We start from the raw sequence: 17,490 nt of genomic DNA, 5'->3' as shown, positions 1-17,490 counted from the left end.
CGGACCGCCGGCAGCCATGAACCATCGCACACGGACAGGATCGGATTCACACCTATGGGACGGGCCACCGAACGCCGCCGCACCCTCCGCATCCGCGACGGGGCGGTCTCGACCCGCGCGGACACCCTGGTGGCGGAGGAGCCCCTGGAGATCCGGCTGAACGGCAGGCCGCTGGCCATCACGATGCGCACGCCGGGCGACGACTTCGCGCTGGCGGCGGGCTTCCTGGTCAGCGAGGGGGTGATCGCCGAGGGCGACGAGGTCCAGTCGATCGTCTACTGCGCCGGGGCGACGGCGGAGGGCGGGAACAGCTACAACGTGGTGGACGTGAAGCTCGCGCCCGGCGTCCGCGTCCCGGACATCACGCTGGAGCGGAACGTCTACACCACCTCGTCGTGCGGCCTGTGCGGCAAGGCCAGCCTGGACGCGGTCCGCACCACGACCCGGCACCCCGTGGCCGACGCGCCGCCGGTGCGGATCCCGCCGGAGCTGCTGTCCGCCCTTCCGGACCGGCTGCGGGCCGCGCAGCGGGTCTTCGACCGGACGGGCGGTCTGCACGCCGCCGCGTTGTTCTCCGAGGAGGGCGAGCTGCTGGACGTACGCGAGGACGTCGGCCGGCACAACGCGGTGGACAAGCTGGTGGGCCGGGCGCTGACCGACCACCGGCTGCCCCTGTCGCGGGCCGTGCTGCTGGTCTCGGGCCGGGCCTCGTTCGAGCTGGCGCAGAAAGCCGTGATGGCGGGGATCCCGGTGCTCGCGGCGGTCTCCGCGCCGTCGTCGCTCGCGGTGGACCTGGCGGCGGAGGCCGGACTGACACTGGTCGGGTTCCTGCGCGGCCCCTCCATGAACGTGTACGCCGGTGAGCACCGGATCGCCTTGGAGCCTGAGCCGGGCCGGGTCTGAGGGGCGGGTCCTCCGGCGGGCGGTCCGGGCCGGTGACCGCGGTCGGGCCTTCCGGCGGTCGGCCGCTCACTCCCCCGCGAAGGCCAGCCCCTCGGCCGCCAGCGCCCCGCGGAGCACCCCGATCGCCTTCGGCCCGACCCCGTGGAGCGCGAGCACCTCGGCTGCGGTCACCTCCGTCAGCTGGGCGAGCCGGGTGTAGCCCGCCGCCCTCAACGCGCCCCGGGCCGGGTTGCCGGCCCCGTGCGGAAAATCGTCCGCGGGCGCGGGTGCGGGCGTACCGGAAGGTTCACTCATGGCGCCTCCTGACTTTCGGCCGGCCGTCTCCGGCCCACCGTAACGGCCGATGCGGCGGTCCGGCGCCTTCGGGAAACCGACGGGAGCGACTGGACCGCCGGGAGCAACAGGCGCAACAGATCGTTCGCCGGTCGGTGCCGGGAGCCGCTGGTGATCGCCGGGGGCGGATTCGGTGGAGATTCCGGCGCGCGCCGCTCACCCCTCCGTCGAAACCGGCCCGGCGGCGCGCCCGAGCCTTGCCCATCTGGCCGGATTTCGACGGCCGAGCTGTCCGGCCGGACCGGGGTGAGGAGGTGGTGGGCCCCTCCCGCCGGGCCTCCGCTTGGGGTAGCGTCGCGGCGCTGTGCGGAGCGCCACGAGGAGCATGTCATTGCGCGAATTCACTGTCCCACCCGTGCCGGCGGCGCCTCAGGTCGGCGGTCTGGCCGATGTGGTCTTCGACTACGCGGAGGACGATCCGTACCGCGTCGCGCTCGCCCGCAAGGATGCCGGGGGGCAGTGGCGTGATGTGACCTCCGGGGAGTTCCGCGACCAGGTGCTGGCCCTGGCCCGGGGGCTGATCGCGCACGGGGTGCGGTTCGGCGACCGGGTCGCGCTGATGTCCCGTACCCGCTACGAGTGGACGCTGTTTGACTTCGCGCTGTGGACCGTCGGGGCCCAGTCGGTGCCGGTCTACCCGACCTCGTCCGCCGAGCAGGTCCTGTGGATGCTGCACGACGCCGAAGTGGTGGCGGTGATGGTCGAGCACGAGGACCACGCGATGACCGTGGGCTCGGTGATCGACCGGCTGCCGCTGCTGAAACGGCTGTGGCAGCTCGACGCGGGAGCGCTGGACGAGCTGCTGGCGGCGGGCGCGGACATCGACGACGAGGTGGTGCAGCGGCACCGGCGCGCGGTGACGCCCGACTCGGTGGCGACCGTCATCTACACCTCGGGCACGACCGGCCGCCCCAAGGGATGCGTCATCACCCACGCGAGCCTCATGTTCGAGAGCGACACGATGGTGACGCGCTGGGAACCGGTGTTCCACTCCAGGCCGGGCGACGAGGCGGCCACCCTCCTCTTCCTGCCGCTGGCGCACGTCTTCGGACGGATGGTGGAGATCGCCGCGGTCCGCGGCCGGGTGAAGCTCGGCCACCAGCCGGAGCTGTCCGCGCGGGCGCTGATGCCGGACCTGCTGACGTTCCGGCCGACGTTCATCCTAGCGGTGCCGTACATCTTCGAGAAGGTGTTCAACGGGGCCCGGCGCACCGCGGAGGCGGAGGGCCGGGCCGGACCGTTCGACAAGGCCGTCGACATCGCGGTGAAGTACGCGGAGGCCCTGGAGCAGAAGGCGTTCGGCGTCGGCCCCGGTCCCTCGGCCGGACTGCGGATGCAGCACCAGTTCTTCGACAAGGTCGTCTACAAGAAGGTCCGCGACGCGATGGGCGGCCGGATGCGGCACGCGATGTCGGGCGGCTCCGGCATGGACCGCCGGCTCGGGCTGTTCTTCGCGGGCGCGGGCGTGGACGTCTTCGAGGGGTACGGGCTGACCGAGACGAGCGCGGCGGCGACGGCGAACCCTCCCGAGCGCACCCGGTACGGGACGGTCGGCCGCCCGGTCCCGGGCACGTCCGTGCACATCGCGGACGACGGCGAGGTGTGGGTGAACGGCCCGAACGTGTTCTCCGGCTATCTGGGCGACCCGGCAGCCACCCGGGCGGTGCTGCACGAGGGCTGGCTGGCGACCGGGGATCTCGGGTCGCTGGACGACGACGGCTATCTGACGATCACCGGGCGCAAGAAGGAGATCCTGGTGACGTCCGGCGGCAAGAGCGTCTCCCCGGCCGGCCTGGAGGAACGCGTACGGGCGCACCCGCTGGTGGCGCAGTGCATCGTCGTGGGCAACGACCGCCCGTACATCGCGGCGCTCGTCACCGTGGACCAGGAGTCGGTGGACCACTGGCTGGCGATGCAGGGCCGCGCCCCGCTGAGCCCGGCCGAGCTGGTGCGCGATCCGGACCTGGAGATGGAGGTCCGCCGGGCGGTGGTGGCCGCCAACACGGCGGTGTCGCAGGCCGAGTCGATCCGTACGTTCCGGATCCTGGCGCACCCGTTCAGCGAGGAACTGGGGCTGCTGACCCCGTCGTTGAAGCTGAAGCGCAAGGCCATCGAGACGGCGTACGCGATCGAGGTCGACGCGCTGTACCGCTGAGCGGCGAGCGCCGACGGGAGACCGGTCCGACGCCGGTGCCCGGTCCGACGCGGCCGCAGGGGAGACGCGGGTGGCTGGTCCGATGCCGGTGGCCCGGGCGGGAATGCCTCGGGCGGCCCGATCGTTGTCGTGGGGAGTCATCAACCCCACGACGTAAGGATCGACCGCTCGTGAGCCAGGTCCCCTCCATCACCCTCAACAACGGCATCGAGATGCCGCAGCTCGGTTTCGGTGTCTGGCAGGTGCCGGACGACGAGGCGGAGAAGGCGGTCGCCACCGCCATAGAGACCGGGTACCGGAGCATCGACACCGCCGCGATCTACGAGAACGAGACGGGCACCGGCAAGGCCATCGCCGCCTCCGGGGTCGCCCGCGACGAGCTCTTCGTCACCACGAAGCTGTGGAACAGCGAGCAGGGCCACGACAGCACCCTGCGCGCCTTCGACGCCTCGCTGGACCGGCTCGGCCTGGACTACGTCGATCTGTACCTGATCCACTGGCCGGTCCCGGCGAAGGACGCGTACACGGACACGTACAAGGCGTTCGAGAAGATCCTCGCCGACGGGCGCGCGAAGGCCATCGGCGTGTCGAACTTCCACCCCGAGCACCTGAAGCGGCTGCTGGCCGATACCTCCGTGGTCCCCGCCGTCAACCAGATCGAGCTGCACCCGCAGCTCCAGCAGGCCGAGTCGCGCGCCTTCCACGCCGATCACGGCATCGCCACCGAGGCGTGGTCGCCGCTGGGCCAGGGCAAGGGCCTGCTGGAGGTGCCGACGGTCGTCGCGATCGCCCGGAAGCACGGGCGCACCCCGGCGCAGGTGGTGCTGCGCTGGCACCTGCAGACCGGCACGATCGTGATCCCGAAGTCCGTGACCCCGTCGCGGATCAAGGAGAACCTGGACGTGTTCGGCTTCGAGCTGGACGCCGACGACCTCGCCGCCTTCGCGGCCCTGGACGAGGGCAAGCGGCTCGGCCCGGACCCGGCCGAGTTCAACGCCGGCGCCTGAGCGCGTCCGGCCGCCCGGCGCCCCCACCGTGCAGGCGGTGGGGGCGCCGCCGTAGGCCGGTCTCCCCCACCGCAGCACTTCACGTCGACCGGAGAGATACGGAACATGAGCGGGAAACTCGCGCCCGTCGTCGAGGCGGGCCCGTACCGCCTGCGCAACGTCGGCAGCAAGCTGCTGCTGGAGGTGTCCGGCGCGGCCAGGGGCAGTGGGGCCCGGGTGCAGCAGGGCGAGGACGACGGGACGGCGGCACAGGTGTGGCGGCTGTCCCCGGTGCACGAGGGCGCGGCCCTCTTCCACCTGGTCAACGAGCACAGCGGGAAGCGTCTGGACGTGGCGAACGCCGACACGGAGAACGGCGTCCGCATCCAGCAGTGGAAGGCCAACAACTTCGGCGCCCAGGAGTGGCTGATCGAGCAGCATCCGGAGGACCCCGGGACGGTGACGCTGGTGAGCTTCATCAGCGGACTCGTCATGGAGGTCGCGGACCGCTCCGCCGAGCCCGGGGGCACGGTCCAGCAGTGGGAGGACACCGATTCGCCCTTCCAGTGGTGGCGGTTGGAGCCGGTGACGGCCCTCGGCTGAGCCGGTCGGCCTCGCGGAAAATCGCTGGACCAGCTGCTGGGGACGCGCCGTAGGGTTCGGAGCCGGGCACGCGGTCGGCGGAGAGGGAACGGTGGATGGCGGGGCTGTACGAGATCTGGCGGCTGGCGGAAGTGTCGCGCAGGCTCGATGTGTTGTCGGGCTTCGTCGCGATGTGCGCGGCGAAGGACGATGCCGCGCGGCGTCGTCTCACCCGCCTGGTCGCCGACGCGGACGCGGCCCTGTCCGCCTCGCCCCCGGATGTTCCGGCCGCCTCGGCGCACCTGGACGAACTCGTCCGGTGGGCTGACACGGAGTGGGCCGATCACCCGTACCGGCCCTCGGAGGCCCGGCCCGAGGAGGCCGACCGCCAGACGCGTGACTACGCCAAGGACCTGCGGCGCGCCGCTCTCCCGGTCAGCGTCCGGAACGAGATGGGCCGCGTCGAGCTCAGTCTGGAGGTGCGATTCCTGGCCCTGTGCCGTCGGAGCGGTATGGACTGCCGGATCCGTCAGGACGTCTTCTACGTCGCCGGTCGTGCCGCGATGGCCCTCGACCTCGGCCATCTGGAAGCGGCGGAGTACGAGGTGCGGCGTATGGAACAGGTGGGCTCCGCGGAGGCGCGGGAGAGCCGTCGCGGCTGACGGGTGGCTCTTCGGTGTTCGGACGGGCCGGGCGACCCTTCGTGTGTGCGGTGTGATCACGGCGTCGGAACCGTTCCGGGCGGCCGGTCCGCGGGCTGAACCCGCGGGTGCCCGGCACCGCCGGGAGCGGAGTGTTCGGCTCCGGGGCTGACCGGTCCGCGCCCGGGTAAGCGGTGCGGCATGAACCGAAACCTGTTCGACCCCGAGAACATCCTCCGGCCCGCTCAGTCGCCCGGACTGACGCAGGACAACCCCATGGCGGTGCGCTACGCCGTGAAGGGCGAGGCGTACGCGCGCCAGGGCACGATGGTGGCCTGGCGCGGGTCTCTGTCGTTCGAGCGGCGGGGGCAGGGGGTGGGCAATTTCCTCAAGCGCGCGGTCACCGGTGAGGGGTTGTCCCTGATGACCGTCAGCGGTGAGGGCGAGGCGTGGTTCGCTTCCGACGCGGCGCACTGTTTCCTCGTGGACGTGGACGAGAACCACGGTCTCACCGTCAACGGCAAGAACATCCTCTGCTTCGACGCCTCGCTGAGCTATGACATCACCACCGTGGAGGGCGCCGGTATGGCCGGCGGCGGTCTGTTCAACTGCACCTTCGGCGGCGCCGGGCGCCTCGCCCTGACCAGCGCGGGCGTCCCGCTGGTCCTGCCCGTCACCCCCGACGCGCCGGTGTACGTCGACACGGACGCGGCGGTGGCCTGGAGCCCGGGGCTGCGGACGTCCCTGCACCGGTCGCAGAGCATCGGCTCGATGTTCAAGGGCGGCAGCGGTGAAGCCGTTCAGCTCAAGCTGGAGGGCGAGGGCATAGCGGTGGTCAACCCCGGGGAGCCCAAGCCGCAGCAGACGTCCTCCTGAGCCTCCCGCCTTCACCGGTGAGGACGCGCCCCGGCCGTCCCCGCCCGAGAGTGACCCCCGCGTTCGTGCACGTGGCGCTCCCGCCTACGGTGGCTTCGGCACCATATGGGGAACTTTGCACAGAAACGGAACGAGGACGCGTGCGGAACGTACACAGGCGAAGGCATCACATCGAGCCCCCGCCCCGGACCCACCCCGGGCCGTCGCGCGGCAGCGGCCGGGCACGTCGGCCGTCCCCGGGTGGCGCCTTTGCAGGTCCGGCCGGGGCGGTCCGATGGAGCTGACGACACAGGGCGGGTTCTTCACGCGTGTGTTCGGTCCGCGCCCGCGCGCGGGTGAGTCGGCTACGGTGCTCGTGCACGGGCTCGGCCTCTCGGGGCGGTACTTCGTCCCGCTGGCCCGGCGGCTCGCCGAACGGGGAGCCACCGTCCTCGTCCCCGATCTCCCCGGCAACGGGCGTTCCCGGGCCGCCGCCGGGCGGGCGCCGAGCCCCGGCGACCATGCCGAAGCCCTCGCGCACTGGCACCGGCGGCTGGCTCTGGGGCCCGTGACCCTGGTCGCCAACTCGGTGGGGTGCCAGGTCGCCGCCGCGCTGGCGGCCGAGCAGCCGCACACGGTGAGCCGGCTGGTCCTGATCGGTCCCGCGCTCGACCCCGACGTGCCGGCCCCGCACCAGGTCGCCCGGCTGGTCCGGGACGTGCCCCGCGAACCGCCGCGCCTGTACGGACTCGCCGTCCGGGACTACCTGGTCACCGGCCCGGCACGGTGCGCGGTCGAGTTCCACCACGCGCTGCGGGACGCCGCCGGACCGTTCACGGACCGGCTGGCGGGGGTCCGGGCGCCGACCCTCGTCATCCGTGGAGCGGGTGATCCGCTCGCTTCCCCGGCCTGGACCCGGCGGCTGGCCTCCCTCACCGGCGACGGCCGCACCGCCGAGATCGCCGGAGCCGCCCACGCGGCCCACTACAGCGCGCCGGACGCCACGGCGACGCTGATCGAGAAGTTCGCAGCGGACAGCCCCCGAGGACTCGTATGACGTCGTCGCCCTCGCGCGGCGCGACCCGCGCCGGGAACTCGAAGAAGTTCTCTCCCTGGCTGCGACTGCTGCCCGGGATCTCCCCGAAGCGGCGCAGCTACGTGCTGGCCTGGTACGGGTTCACGCTCACCTTCGTCGGCATGCGGCTGCTCACCTGGCTCATCCACATCGACGTGGGCGGCTTCGGCGACGTGAGCGCGGGCGGAGTCCATCTGCACCACTACGTGTGGGGCATCCTGCTGCTCATGGCGGTCGGCGCCACGGCCCTGTCCGAGAGCTCGCCGCGCGCCCGCGCCTGGCTCGGACTGGCCTACGGGATCGGCATGGCACTCGTCATCGACGAGGCGGCCCTGCTGATCAGCCTCGAGGACGTGTACTGGGACTCCGAGGGCGGGCTCAGCATCGCCGTCGCCATCACGGTGATCGCGGTGGTCGGCACCGTTCTGGCCGTGACGCGGGGGCGGCGCGCCTCGCGGGCGGACGAGGAGGCCGACCGGGAGCGTGCCGAGGACGCCGCGCGGTCCCGCTCCGGGGACGCCTGACGCCGGGACGGGGACACGACCACGGCCCTTCGGGCATACGTCCGCGGCGGCCTGCCCGCCCGGCTCGTCCCGCCCGGCGGACGGCCGCCCCCCGTCCACTCCTCGGGCCCACGGCACAGCCGGGAAGGCGGCCGTGCGGGATGTTACGGGCGGCGGGTCGGGGGCACTCGGGTCACGTCCGCGCCACGGCGACGCCTCCCCCGGTGCGCCGAGCGCACCCGCAGAAAGGCGACGAGATGACCTACCGCACCCGCCTCCCGCACCGGACCAGGGGCCCGGGAGCCCTGGTCACCGGCGGCTCCCGGGGCCTCGGCCTCTTCATGGCCCGGCAGCTCGCGGAGCGCGGGTGCGTCGTGACCATCGCCGCCCGCGACGCCGACGAACTGGAGCGGGCGGCGGTGCGGCTGCGGGAGGAGACCGGCGCGACCGTGCACACCGCCGTCTGCGACGTGCGCGATCGCGCCGCCGTGGGTGCGCTGGTGCGGGAGGTCCATGAGCGGGACGGCCTCGACCTCGTGATCGCCAACGCCGGGGTCATCCAGGTCGCGCCCGTCGACGCGGTGGACGCGGCGGAGTTCGCCGACGCCATGGACACGATGTTCTTCGGGGCTCTGCACACGTCCCTGGAGGCGCTTCCGTACCTCAAGAGGACGCGGGGGCGGCTCGGGCTCATCGGGTCGGTGGGCGGCCTGCTCGGCGTTCCGCACCTGCTGCCCTACTCTTGCGCGAAGGCCGCGGTCGGGGCGCTCGCCGAGGGGCTGCACGCCGAGGCGGCGGCATCCGGCGTGAGCGTCACGGCCGTCCACCCGGGTCTGATGCGGACCGGATCGCACCGGCAGGCCGAGTTCGGCGGGGACGCGGATGCCGAGTTCGGCTGGTTCAGCACCGCCGCGGGCGCCCCGCTGCTGTCGATGGACGCGGAACGGGCCGCCCGCAGGATCGTGGACGCGGTCATCCAGCGGCGCGCCCGGCTGGTGCTCACCGCGCCCGCCAAGGCGGCCCAGCTCGTGCACGGGGTGGCGCCCGGCCTGACGACCCGGCTGAGCGGCGTCGCCGCACGGCTGCTGCCGACGGCGCAGGGCCGGGGTCCTCTGCGTCAGGGCGCCGAAGCCGGGGAGCCGCGCAACCCGGTCGCCAGGCTCGTCCGGTCCTGGGGCAGCGCGCGCAACGACCGGGTGGTGGACCGGGCCAATCAGCACGAGCCCGGTCCGCGCACCAGCTCCTGAGGCGGCGGCCCGGCACGGCCGGGGCCGCCGGACACGGTACGGCCGGATGTACCCGGGCACGGTACGGCCGGATGTACGGGGCCGGAGCCGGGCCCGCTGAGGGAGCGGCGGACGGCCCGCGCTCGTGGCCTCGTGGCGGGCGGGAGCGCCGAGCGGCCGCCACCGCCCGGTCTCCGTGGGTACCCCCGCACCGCGCCGAACGCGCCCGAGGGAGCGGCTACGGAACCCGTCGGCCCAGGTGAACCGTACGGGCGGAGAGCAGGTGGACGTCGGGGCGGTGGTGGAGGCCCTCCGGATCCTCGGGGTCGAGCAGCCGCTCCAGTACGGCGCTGTCCTCGGCGTTCAGCAGGTCGCCCAGCACCTCGCGCTCGCGGGCGATGCTCGCGATGACGTGCTCACGGGCGGGGCGGGAGAGCGGGGCGGGCAGGTCGAGGAGGAAGCTGCGGGTGCCCTGCGGGGTGAGTCCGACCGCGCCGAACAGGGCGCTCCAGTCCTCGATCTCCCGCTTCGCGCCCGGGAGTTCGGAGCGCATGTGCTCGAAGCGGGTCGCGGAGGCGGCACCCATACGGGCCTCCAGACCGGGCGCCCCGATGCCGATGTCCCGGGGCAGCCGCCGAGCCGGGAGCCCGCCTTCGACGAGTGCGACCGTGCCGCCGGGGCGCAGCAGGGCGGCGAATTCCGCCAGAGCGGCCCGCTGATCGCCCAGGTGGTGCAGGGAGTTGCCCGCCCAGATCAGGTCGGCTTCGCCCAAGGCGGCGAAATCCTCCGGAAGTTCGGCGGTCAGGGTCCGGAAGCGGTCGCCCAGACCGAGGCGGCGCGCCCGGTCCGCCGCACGCCGGAGAAGGGCGGGCGTCGCGTCCACGGCGACCACCTCGGCCTCGGGGAACGCCTCGGCCAGCAGACAGGAGACGACGCCCGGGCCGCTGCCGACGTCGAGGACCCGGCGGACGTCCGGGGCGGTGGGCAGGGCGGCGATCCAGCGGGCCGCCTCCTCGTACTGCGCGGCGCCCAGTTCGGCCTCCTGCTCCAGCAGGGGGCCGAGGACGTCCCAGTCGATGTCCGTGGCGGGGTCGTCCCCCGTGCCGTGGGCGTGACCGTGCGCAGGGACGTGCGCGTGCACGGGGGTGGCGGAGGCGGGCGCGTCGTGGTGGCCGTGGCCGGCGTGGCTGCTCATGGGGCCAGCGTCGCCAACAGCCGGTCTCACGGCAAGCTTCGTTGCGGTTCCGGCAAATGCCGGGTGCCGCGGGGACCGTTCCCGCCGGCCGCACGCGCGTCCCCGGGCTCCCGGCCGGGGGCGTCCCGCGCGTCGGCGCGGCCGTCGCCCGGCGGCCCGCCGCGGAACTCCTGCGGGCTCACTCCCCTGACCCGTTTGAACGCCGAGCTGAAGGCGAAGGGGGTGCTGTAGCCGACCCTCCGGGCCACCGCCTCCACCGTGGCGTCGCTCTCGCGCAGCAGGTCGGCGGCGACGGCGAGCCGCCAGGCGGTGAGGTAGGACATCGGCGGCTCCCCGACGAGTTCGGTGAACCGCCGGGCGAGGCCGGCCCGGGACACCCCGGCGCGGGCGGCGAGCGAGGCGACGGTCCAGGGGTGCGCCGGGTCGTCCTGGAGCAGCCGCAGGGCCGTGCCCACGACCGGGTCGCCCAACGCCCGGTACCAGGCGGGCGCGTCGCCCCCGGGCCGGGCGAACCAGGCCCGCAGCACGGCGATGAGCAGCAGGTCCAGCAGCCGGTCCAGGACGACGCGCTGGCCGGGTTCGTCCCTCGCGATCTCCGCGTCCAGCAGTTCCAGGAGCGGTCCGGTCCGGGTGTCGGCGGAGACGGTGAGCAGCGGGGGCAGCGCGTCCAGCAGACGGCGGCTGATCTCCCCGGCCATCAGGTAGGTGCCGACGAGGACGGCCGTACCGCCGTCGGCCGCGTTCCCCCAGGTCCGTACGGACAGCGCCATGTCCTCGGCGAGCGGCCGCCCGTGCAGGGTGGTGCAGACGCCGCCCGGCCCGATGAGCGCGTGCGGAGCCGTCCCGTCCGTATCGCCCACGGTGTACGGATCGGGGCCGCGGACCACCGCGATGCCGCCGGGGCCGAGCCGGACCGGGACGCCGCCGCCGGGCGGAGTGACGCGCACCGTGCCGCGCCGTACCGACATGAGGCAGATCGGCGCGCGGTCCTCGATCCGGACCGCCCAGGGCGGCTCCATCACCATGCGGAGCAGAAACGCGCCCCGCGCCCGCGGCCCGTCCAGGAGTCCGGCGAGAGCGTCCATGGCGGCCAGCCTAACGACGAACGGGGGCAGGGCGGGCGCTCGATCGACCGGGAGCGTGGACGCACGCGTAGGCGGCTGAGCCTCTGGAGCATGTCCGGGCGGACGCCGGCCCAGGAGTCTGGAGCCATGACGGAGAACACGTACACACGACGCGACGACGGCACCCCCCACGGCAACGGCTTCACCGGTGAGGCGGCCGCTTCCGACGGGACCGTGCTGGTGACGAGCGCGACGGGCAAGAGCGGGCGCCGGGTCGCGGAGCGGCTCACGGCCCTCGGGGTACCGGTCCGCCCGGGCTCCCGCACGGGCGGCGTCGCCTTCGACTGGGAGGACGACTCGGGGTGGGCGGCGGCCCTGGAGGGCGTACGGGCCGCCTACGTGGCGTACTACCCGGATCTGGCGGTGCCCGGGGCGGCGGAGGCGATGGCCGCCTTCGGCCGGACGGCGGCGGCGTGCGGGGTGCGCCGGGTGGTGCTGCTGTCGGGGCGCGGTGAGCCCCAGGCGGTGGTCGCGGAGGAGGCGCTGCGCGGGGCGGCGGGGCCGGTCGAGGTCACGGTCGTCCGGTCGGCGTTCTTCGCGCAGAACTTCAGCGAGGGGGCGCTGCTGGACGGAGTGGCCGGCGGTGAGCTGGTGTTCCCGGCGGGGACGACGGCGGAACCGTTCCTGGACCTCGACGATCTGGCCGATGTGGTGGTGGCCGCGCTGACCGGGGACGGGCACGCGGGGGCGGTGTACGAGCTGACGGGCCCCCGCTGTTTGACCTTCGCGGAGGCTGCCGAGGTGCTGGGCCGGGTCACGGGCAGGCCGGTGCGCTACGTGCCGGTCTCCGGGCCCGCGTACGCGGAGCTGCTGGAGGGGTTCGGGGTGCCCGGCCCGGAGGCCGGTTTCCTGGCCGACCTGTTCGCGACGCTGCTCGACGGCCACAACGCGGCGACGACGGACGGGGTGAAGCGGATTCTGGGCCGGGAGCCGAAGGAGTTCGCCGTCTTCGCGCACGAGGCGGCCGGGGACGGGGCCTGGCACCGCTGAAGCGGAATCCGTCTCCCGCCGCGCGCCCCGCCCGGGGTACCCCGCGTGTACACCGACCGAACGGTAGGCGGAGCACACATATTGCCGGGGTGCTCCCGGGCCCATAACTTGCCCTTATGGAGCTGGAGTTGCGCCATCTGAGAACGGTCCGTGCCATAGCCGACACCGGCAGCCTCACCAAGGCCGCCGCCGCACTGGGTCTTGCCCAGCCCGCTCTCAGCGCTCAGTTGAGGCGGATCGAGAAGGCCCTGGGAGGCGTTCTCTTCGACCGCGACCACACCGGGGCACGCGCCACGCCGCTCGGGGAACTCGTGCTGGACCGGGCCCGGGTGGTGCTGCCCGCGGTCAGTGAACTCCAGGCGGAGGCGGTGCGGTTCGCCAACGCCACGGGAGCGTTGGACCGGTTCCGGCTGGGCGGTACGCACGGTCCGCTGCTGGGCGGTCTGGTGGACCGGATGGCGGCCGCGCATCCGTCGGCGCAGGTGTCCACGTACACCTCGTGGTCGGTGGGCGAGATCGCCTCGCTGGTGATCGACGGGCGGCTGGACTTCGCGCTGATCGGCACGTGCGGGGAGAGTCCGCCGCCGCTGCCCGACCGGCTGGTGTGGGAGGTCGTCGGGGTCGACCCGGTCTTCGTGATGCTGCCGGAGCGGCATCCGCTGGCCGGCGAAGCGGAACTGGATCTGGCCGCGCTCGCGGACGAGGGCTGGGCGGACGTGCCGGGCGAGGGCTGTTTCGCCGACTGCTTCACCGCGGCCTGTGCCCGGGCCGGCTTCGCCCCGGTGTCGGTGTTCGAGACGGACACCGCGTCCGTCGTCCACCTCGTGCAGGTGGGGCGGGCGATCGGCCTGTGCCGGGCGACGTTCCCGCCGACGCCTGGCGTCGTGACCCGGCCGCTGGCGGGGGCGCCGCTCAGCTGGCGCCATCTGGTGGGCTGGCACCCGCACTCCCCCGCCGCCGACGCGACCGCGCGGACGGTCACCGGGGCGACCCGGGCGGCGTACACGGAGGCGGTGTCCCGCAGCCCGGTGTACGCGCGGTGGCTCGGCGAGCACCCGCGGTTCGGCACGGTGGTCTGAGCCGGGCGGCCAGGCAGGGGGATCGAGCCGGCGAACGGCCGGGCAGCCCGGAGCGGGGGGCCGGGCTGCCCGGGCGGCGCCCCGGCGGCGGGGGCGGCGCGCTCGGGCGGGCTACTCCGCGCCGTGGGCCGGGGCCGCCGCCGCCACCCGGGCGGCGAGCGCGAAGTCCTTCTCGGTGACCGCGCCGCCCGCGTCGTGCGTGTGGACGGAGAGGGCCACCGTGTTGTAGCCGAGGGTCAGGTCGGAGTGGTGGTTCAGCTCGTCCTGGATCGCGGCGATGTGGACCGTCAGCGCGGCGGCGGCGACGTGGGAGGGCAGCCGGAACGTCCGGGTGATCCGGTCGTCCCCCTCCAGCGCCCAGCCGGGCAGGCTCTCCAGTCGGCGGGCGATCTCGGCGGGTGACAGCGGCTCGGCGGGCATGGACGGCTCCTGTGGTGGTCGTGGGGTCGGTGCGGGGCTGGTGACGTTACGGTCTGGGTATGACGACTGCCCCGCCCGACACGGAAGTAGGGCCGCTGCTGCGGGAATGGCGGGAGCGGCGGCGCATCAGCCAGTTGGAGCTGGCCCTGCGCGCGGACTCCTCGGCCCGGCACATCTCGTTCGTCGAGACGGGCCGCTCCCGGCCCAGCGAGGACATGGTCCTGCGGCTGGCCGAGGCGCTGGACGTACCGGTCCGTGAGCGCAACGCCCTGCTCGTGATGGCCGGTTACGCACCCCGCTACGCGCAGACGCCGCTCGACGCCCCCGCGATGTCCGCCCTCCGCGAGAGCCTCGACCGGCTGCTCACCGCGTACGAGCCGTACCCGGCGCTGGTGGTCGACGGCGTCTACGGGGTCGTGGCGGCCAACCGGGGGATCGCCCTGCTGCTGGAGGGGGTGGCGGAGAGGCTGCTGGTCCCGCCGGTGAACGCCATGCGGCTCACGCTGCACCCGGAGGGGCTCGCGCCGCGCATCGTGAACCTCCCCGAGTGGCGGGCGGACCTGCTGGCGCAGATGGAGCGCCAGATCGCCCTCGTACGGTTGCCCGCCCTGCGCGAACTGTACGAGGAGGTGGCCGCCTACCCGGTCCCCGAGCGGCCGGCCGACACGGACCGCACCGATGTGCCGGAGGGTCCGGGCGGGTCCGGTGGCAGCGCATCTGCCGACGGACGGGCGGGCGGGGAGCGGGCCGCCGCGTTCGCGCTGCCGATGCGGCTCGAACACGGCGGCCGGGTCCTGTCGTTCGTGTCGTCGATCGCGACGTTCAACACGCCGATGGACGTGACGGTGGCCGAACTGGCCATCGAGACGTTCCTCCCGGCCGACCGGGAGACCGCCGCGTACCTGCACGCCCACCTGTCCCCGTGACGCCCCGCTCCCGGCCCTCTTCGCCGTCCGCGTGTTCGCGGGGCGGCGGAGAGGGCCGGGGGCCCGCCGGCCGAGAGGTGCCTGGGCGGGGCCGCGTCAGACGCGGGCTCCGTTGTCGAGCGGGTCACGGCGAACCGTGCGGGTCTTCCCGCGTGCGGTGCCCTTCCCCTTCCCCGGCGCGGGCGGCGGGGCCTTGGCGCTCCGCTCCAGGGCGAGGGCTCCGGGTACGGCGGTGAACACCGAGGACCAGGTGCCGACGACGATGCCGATGAGCAGCGCGATCGCGAAGTCGGCCAGCGAGTCGCCGCCCAGCACCGCGAGGGCGGCCAGGATGAACAGGGCGCCCATGCCGGTGTTCACCGTCCGGGGGACGGTCTGGAGGACCGCCCGGCGGGCGATGGTGTCCAGCGGCGTCGTCCGGTTGGCCCCCCACAGCTCCCGTACCCGGTCGAAGACCACCACCGAGTCGTTGACCGAGTAGCCGATGACGGTGAGGAGGGCGGCCAGGAAGATGCCGTCCACCGGGCGTCCCAGCCAGGCGAAGGCCCCCACCACGAGGATCACGTCGTGCACCATCGCCACGACGGAGGCCACCGCGAACGTCCAGCGGAACCGGACCGCGAGGTAGGCCAACTGGACGGCCACCGCCACGCCGAGGGCGATCAGCGCGTTGCGCCGCAGTTCGTCGCCGAGGCTCGGGCCGATCAGTTCGTCCCGCACCTTCTTCGTCTCACCGCCCTCCTCCGCGAGCGCGGACCGCAGGGCGTGCTCGCCGTCGTTGTCGAGCTTGCCGGTGCGCACCGACAGATCGCCGTCGCCCGCCGTGGTGACCTCGGCGTCCTTGAACCCGGCGGCGGCCAGGGTGTCGCGGGCCGTCTCGACGTCGACCGGGCGGCTGGTGGAGTACTCGACCAGCCGTCCCCCGGTGAACTCGACGCCCAGGTCGATCCCGCGCACCACGATCCCGGCCACGGCGACGGCGACCAGGGCCGCCGAGACGACGAGCCAGCGCAGCGGCCTGCGGAACAGCCGGGGGTCCTTGCGGACCAGCCACGCCCGTACGGCACCGGGCCGCCCGATGCCGTTGACGCCCCGGTAGTCGCTGACGAAGCGGCGGTTCGCGGCGATCTCGGTGAGCGCGCGGGCAATGACCAGGGCGGAGAACATCGAGGCGACGACCCCGATGGCGAGCGTGACACCGAAGCCCTTGACCGGGCCGGAGCCCAGGAAGAAGAGCAGTCCGGCGGCGATCAACGTGGTCGCGTTGGAGTCCGCGACGGCGCTCCACGCCTTCTGGAAGCCGGTGGTCAGTGCGGAGCGCAGGGAGCGTTTCGGCCGGTCGGCGCACTCCTCCCTGGCCCGTTCGAAGACCAGGACGTTCGCGTCGACCGCCATGCCGATCGCCAGGACGAACCCGGCGAGCCCGGGGAGGGTCAGCGTGACGCCGAGGGCGACGAGCGCCGCGTAGGAGATCACCCCGTACGCGCCCAGCGCCACGGCGGCCAGGGCGCCGAAGAGCCGGTAGACGACGGTGATGAAGAGGGCGGTCGCGGCGGCGCCGATGAGGGCCGCCTGCGCGCTCGCCTCGATGGCCGCCGCGCCGAGCGTGGGGCCCACGGTCCGCTGCTCGACGATCTCGACGGGTACGGGCAGCGCCCCGCCCTTGATGAGCAGCGCCAGGTCTCGCGCCTCGTCGGCGCTGAACGAACCGGTGATCTGGGTGGTCCCGGACGGCAGACCCACGCGGCAGCCCACCGAGGGGTCGACCTGCGGCGAGGAGATGACCTTCTCGTCGAGGACGATGGCGACCCTTCGCCGGTCGTCCCCGGCGGGGTGGCAGGCGGCCTCGCCGGTCAGCTTCTTCCAGTCCTGGCCGGCGTCCTTGCGGAACGTCAGCGACACGCTCCAGCCGGCTCCGCCCTGCGCGTCGAACGCGGCGGTGGCGTCGTCGACGCCCGCGCCGGAGAGCCGGGACGGGCCGAGCGCCAGGGAACGGCCCTGCTCGTCGGGGAGGGTCAGATCGCCGGGTCCGGTGTCGGAGGCGGGGGGCTTCTTCCTTCCGTCCGTTCCCTCCGTCTCCGAGTCGCCGGCCGGCGGTTCCCCGGTCTCCGGCTTCCCGGTGCCCGGGCCCTCGACCGCGTGGAAGGAGAGCTGCGCCGTCCGGCCGATCACCTCGGCGGCCTGGCGGGGGTCCTGGACGTCGGGCAGTTCGACGATGATCCGGTCCTCGCCGGAACGGGTCAGGGTCGGTTCGGAGACGCCGAGCGAGTCGATGCGCTGGCGCAGCACCTCCAGGGTGCGGTCGGTGGTCTCCCGGTCCGCTGTGACGGTGTCGGAGTCGTGGGCCTGCAGGACGATGCGGGTGCCGCCCTGGAGATCGAGCCCGAGTCTGGGCGACATGGTCAGGGTGATGACGACGGACGCGAGCAGAACGGCGACAGCCAGAACCGCTCGCACCGCGGTGGCGCGAGTCATGGAGATCCTCCGGTGGGGCGCC

Annotated in this window: 17 protein-coding genes; 12 read left to right on the top strand and 5 right to left on the bottom strand. The window is 73.8% G+C overall.

The window, feature by feature from the left end; translation table 11 throughout:
- The first annotated feature begins 54 nt into the window (after positions 1 to 54).
- Positions 55 to 903 carry a formate dehydrogenase accessory sulfurtransferase FdhD gene (gene fdhD / locus IF19_RS0102995; protein ID WP_030113784.1) on the top strand — a complete coding sequence of 283 codons (849 nt, stop codon included), beginning with the start codon at positions 55 to 57 and terminating at the stop codon, positions 901 to 903.
- A 66-nt stretch (positions 904 to 969) separates the two neighbouring features.
- On the opposite strand, the gene IF19_RS0102990 is transcribed toward fdhD, so the two are convergent.
- The gene (locus tag IF19_RS0102990; protein WP_030113783.1) at positions 970 to 1,197 is read right to left on the bottom strand and encodes a helix-hairpin-helix domain-containing protein; all 228 of its coding nucleotides are present in this window, start codon (positions 1,195 to 1,197) and stop codon (positions 970 to 972) included.
- A 394-nt stretch (positions 1,198 to 1,591) separates the two neighbouring features.
- Between IF19_RS0102990 and IF19_RS0102985 the strand changes: the two genes are divergently transcribed.
- From IF19_RS0102985 to IF19_RS0102950, 8 genes are all read left to right on the top strand, one after another.
- Entirely contained in the window at positions 1,592 to 3,391 is a 1,800-nt protein-coding gene (locus IF19_RS0102985; RefSeq protein ID WP_030275902.1) for an AMP-dependent synthetase/ligase, read from the top strand.
- Between the two features lie 170 nt (positions 3,392 to 3,561).
- Positions 3,562 to 4,398: an aldo/keto reductase gene (locus tag IF19_RS0102980; RefSeq protein WP_030113780.1), complete on the top strand. Its 837-nt coding sequence runs from the start codon at positions 3,562 to 3,564 to the stop codon at positions 4,396 to 4,398.
- A gap of 105 nt (positions 4,399 to 4,503) precedes the next feature.
- The gene (locus tag IF19_RS0102975) at positions 4,504 to 4,980 is read left to right on the top strand and encodes an RICIN domain-containing protein (RefSeq protein WP_030113779.1); all 477 of its coding nucleotides are present in this window, start codon (positions 4,504 to 4,506) and stop codon (positions 4,978 to 4,980) included.
- Between the two features lie 95 nt (positions 4,981 to 5,075).
- Positions 5,076 to 5,621, top strand: coding sequence for a hypothetical protein (locus IF19_RS0102970; protein ID WP_030113778.1), 546 nt, complete (start codon positions 5,076 to 5,078; stop codon positions 5,619 to 5,621).
- Positions 5,622 to 5,801: 180 nt separating this feature from the next.
- On the top strand, positions 5,802 to 6,476 hold the full coding sequence (locus IF19_RS0102965; RefSeq protein ID WP_030113777.1) for an AIM24 family protein: 675 nt from the start codon (positions 5,802 to 5,804) through the stop codon (positions 6,474 to 6,476).
- Between the two features lie 274 nt (positions 6,477 to 6,750).
- Complete coding sequence (locus IF19_RS0102960) at positions 6,751 to 7,512, top strand: alpha/beta fold hydrolase (protein ID WP_030113776.1); 762 nt, start codon at positions 6,751 to 6,753, stop codon at positions 7,510 to 7,512.
- Positions 7,509 to 8,054, top strand: a complete 546-nt coding sequence (locus IF19_RS0102955; protein WP_050490677.1) for a hypothetical protein — start codon at positions 7,509 to 7,511, stop codon at positions 8,052 to 8,054. Before IF19_RS0102960 ends, IF19_RS0102955 begins: the two co-directional genes overlap by 4 nt.
- 236 nt (positions 8,055 to 8,290) lie before the next feature.
- Positions 8,291 to 9,280, top strand: a complete 990-nt coding sequence (locus IF19_RS0102950; RefSeq protein WP_030113774.1) for an SDR family NAD(P)-dependent oxidoreductase — start codon at positions 8,291 to 8,293, stop codon at positions 9,278 to 9,280.
- A 217-nt stretch (positions 9,281 to 9,497) separates the two neighbouring features.
- Here IF19_RS0102950 and IF19_RS0102945 read toward each other — a convergent pair whose 3' ends face one another.
- Positions 9,498 to 10,454, bottom strand: coding sequence for a class I SAM-dependent methyltransferase (locus IF19_RS0102945; RefSeq protein ID WP_030113773.1), 957 nt, complete (start codon positions 10,452 to 10,454; stop codon positions 9,498 to 9,500).
- Positions 10,455 to 10,480: 26 nt separating this feature from the next.
- On the bottom strand, positions 10,481 to 11,539 hold the full coding sequence (locus IF19_RS0102940; protein ID WP_234310657.1) for an AraC family transcriptional regulator: 1,059 nt from the start codon (positions 11,537 to 11,539) through the stop codon (positions 10,481 to 10,483).
- A 126-nt stretch (positions 11,540 to 11,665) separates the two neighbouring features.
- Between IF19_RS0102940 and IF19_RS0102935 the strand changes: the two genes are divergently transcribed.
- Positions 11,666 to 12,568 carry a Rossmann-fold NAD(P)-binding domain-containing protein gene (locus IF19_RS0102935; protein ID WP_030113771.1) on the top strand — a complete coding sequence of 301 codons (903 nt, stop codon included), beginning with the start codon at positions 11,666 to 11,668 and terminating at the stop codon, positions 12,566 to 12,568.
- Positions 12,569 to 12,684: 116 nt separating this feature from the next.
- Complete coding sequence (locus IF19_RS0102930) at positions 12,685 to 13,647, top strand: LysR family transcriptional regulator (protein WP_030275901.1); 963 nt, start codon at positions 12,685 to 12,687, stop codon at positions 13,645 to 13,647.
- Between the two features lie 111 nt (positions 13,648 to 13,758).
- On the opposite strand, the gene IF19_RS0102925 is transcribed toward IF19_RS0102930, so the two are convergent.
- Positions 13,759 to 14,067 (bottom strand): 4a-hydroxytetrahydrobiopterin dehydratase, encoded by a 309-nt coding sequence (locus tag IF19_RS0102925; protein WP_030113768.1) that lies wholly within the window; start codon positions 14,065 to 14,067, stop codon positions 13,759 to 13,761.
- Between the two features lie 59 nt (positions 14,068 to 14,126).
- Between IF19_RS0102925 and IF19_RS0102920 the strand changes: the two genes are divergently transcribed.
- A complete protein-coding gene (locus IF19_RS0102920; protein WP_030275899.1) occupies positions 14,127 to 14,993 on the top strand; it encodes a helix-turn-helix domain-containing protein in 867 nt (288 codons plus the stop codon).
- 96 nt (positions 14,994 to 15,089) lie between these two features.
- Here IF19_RS0102920 and secD read toward each other — a convergent pair whose 3' ends face one another.
- Entirely contained in the window at positions 15,090 to 17,468 is a 2,379-nt protein-coding gene (gene secD, locus IF19_RS0102915; protein WP_030113765.1) for a protein translocase subunit SecD, read from the bottom strand.
- Positions 17,469 to 17,490: the final 22 nt, after the last annotated feature.

It is taken from the genome of Streptomyces californicus (genome assembly GCF_000717645.1).
Taxonomy (GTDB): Bacteria; Actinomycetota; Actinomycetes; order Streptomycetales; family Streptomycetaceae; genus Streptomyces; species Streptomyces californicus.
The sequence above is the reverse complement of the archived record's forward strand: the minus strand, read 5'-3'. Positions and strand labels throughout refer to the sequence as shown.

Bases quoted from the DNA above. Each gene is read 5' to 3' on its own strand.
- IF19_RS0102940 (WP_234310657.1), bottom strand. From the start codon at position 11,539: ATGGACGCTCTCGCCGGACTCCTGGACGGGCCGCGGGCGCGGGGCGCG.
- IF19_RS0102935 (WP_030113771.1), top strand. From the start codon at position 11,666: ATGACGGAGAACACGTACACACGACGCGACGACGGCACCCCCCACGGC.
- IF19_RS0102925 (WP_030113768.1), bottom strand. From the start codon at position 14,067: ATGCCCGCCGAGCCGCTGTCACCCGCCGAGATCGCCCGCCGACTGGAG.
- IF19_RS0102950 (WP_030113774.1), top strand. From the start codon at position 8,291: ATGACCTACCGCACCCGCCTCCCGCACCGGACCAGGGGCCCGGGAGCC.
- IF19_RS0102945 (WP_030113773.1), bottom strand. From the start codon at position 10,454: ATGAGCAGCCACGCCGGCCACGGCCACCACGACGCGCCCGCCTCCGCC.
- secD (WP_030113765.1), bottom strand. From the start codon at position 17,468: ATGACTCGCGCCACCGCGGTGCGAGCGGTTCTGGCTGTCGCCGTTCTG.
- fdhD (WP_030113784.1), top strand. From the start codon at position 55: ATGGGACGGGCCACCGAACGCCGCCGCACCCTCCGCATCCGCGACGGG.
- IF19_RS0102965 (WP_030113777.1), top strand. From the start codon at position 5,802: ATGAACCGAAACCTGTTCGACCCCGAGAACATCCTCCGGCCCGCTCAG.
- IF19_RS0102930 (WP_030275901.1), top strand. From the start codon at position 12,685: ATGGAGCTGGAGTTGCGCCATCTGAGAACGGTCCGTGCCATAGCCGAC.
- IF19_RS0102920 (WP_030275899.1), top strand. From the start codon at position 14,127: ATGACGACTGCCCCGCCCGACACGGAAGTAGGGCCGCTGCTGCGGGAA.
- IF19_RS0102955 (WP_050490677.1), top strand. From the start codon at position 7,509: ATGACGTCGTCGCCCTCGCGCGGCGCGACCCGCGCCGGGAACTCGAAG.
- IF19_RS0102970 (WP_030113778.1), top strand. From the start codon at position 5,076: ATGGCGGGGCTGTACGAGATCTGGCGGCTGGCGGAAGTGTCGCGCAGG.
- IF19_RS0102960 (WP_030113776.1), top strand. From the start codon at position 6,751: ATGGAGCTGACGACACAGGGCGGGTTCTTCACGCGTGTGTTCGGTCCG.
- IF19_RS0102990 (WP_030113783.1), bottom strand. From the start codon at position 1,197: ATGAGTGAACCTTCCGGTACGCCCGCACCCGCGCCCGCGGACGATTTT.
- IF19_RS0102975 (WP_030113779.1), top strand. From the start codon at position 4,504: ATGAGCGGGAAACTCGCGCCCGTCGTCGAGGCGGGCCCGTACCGCCTG.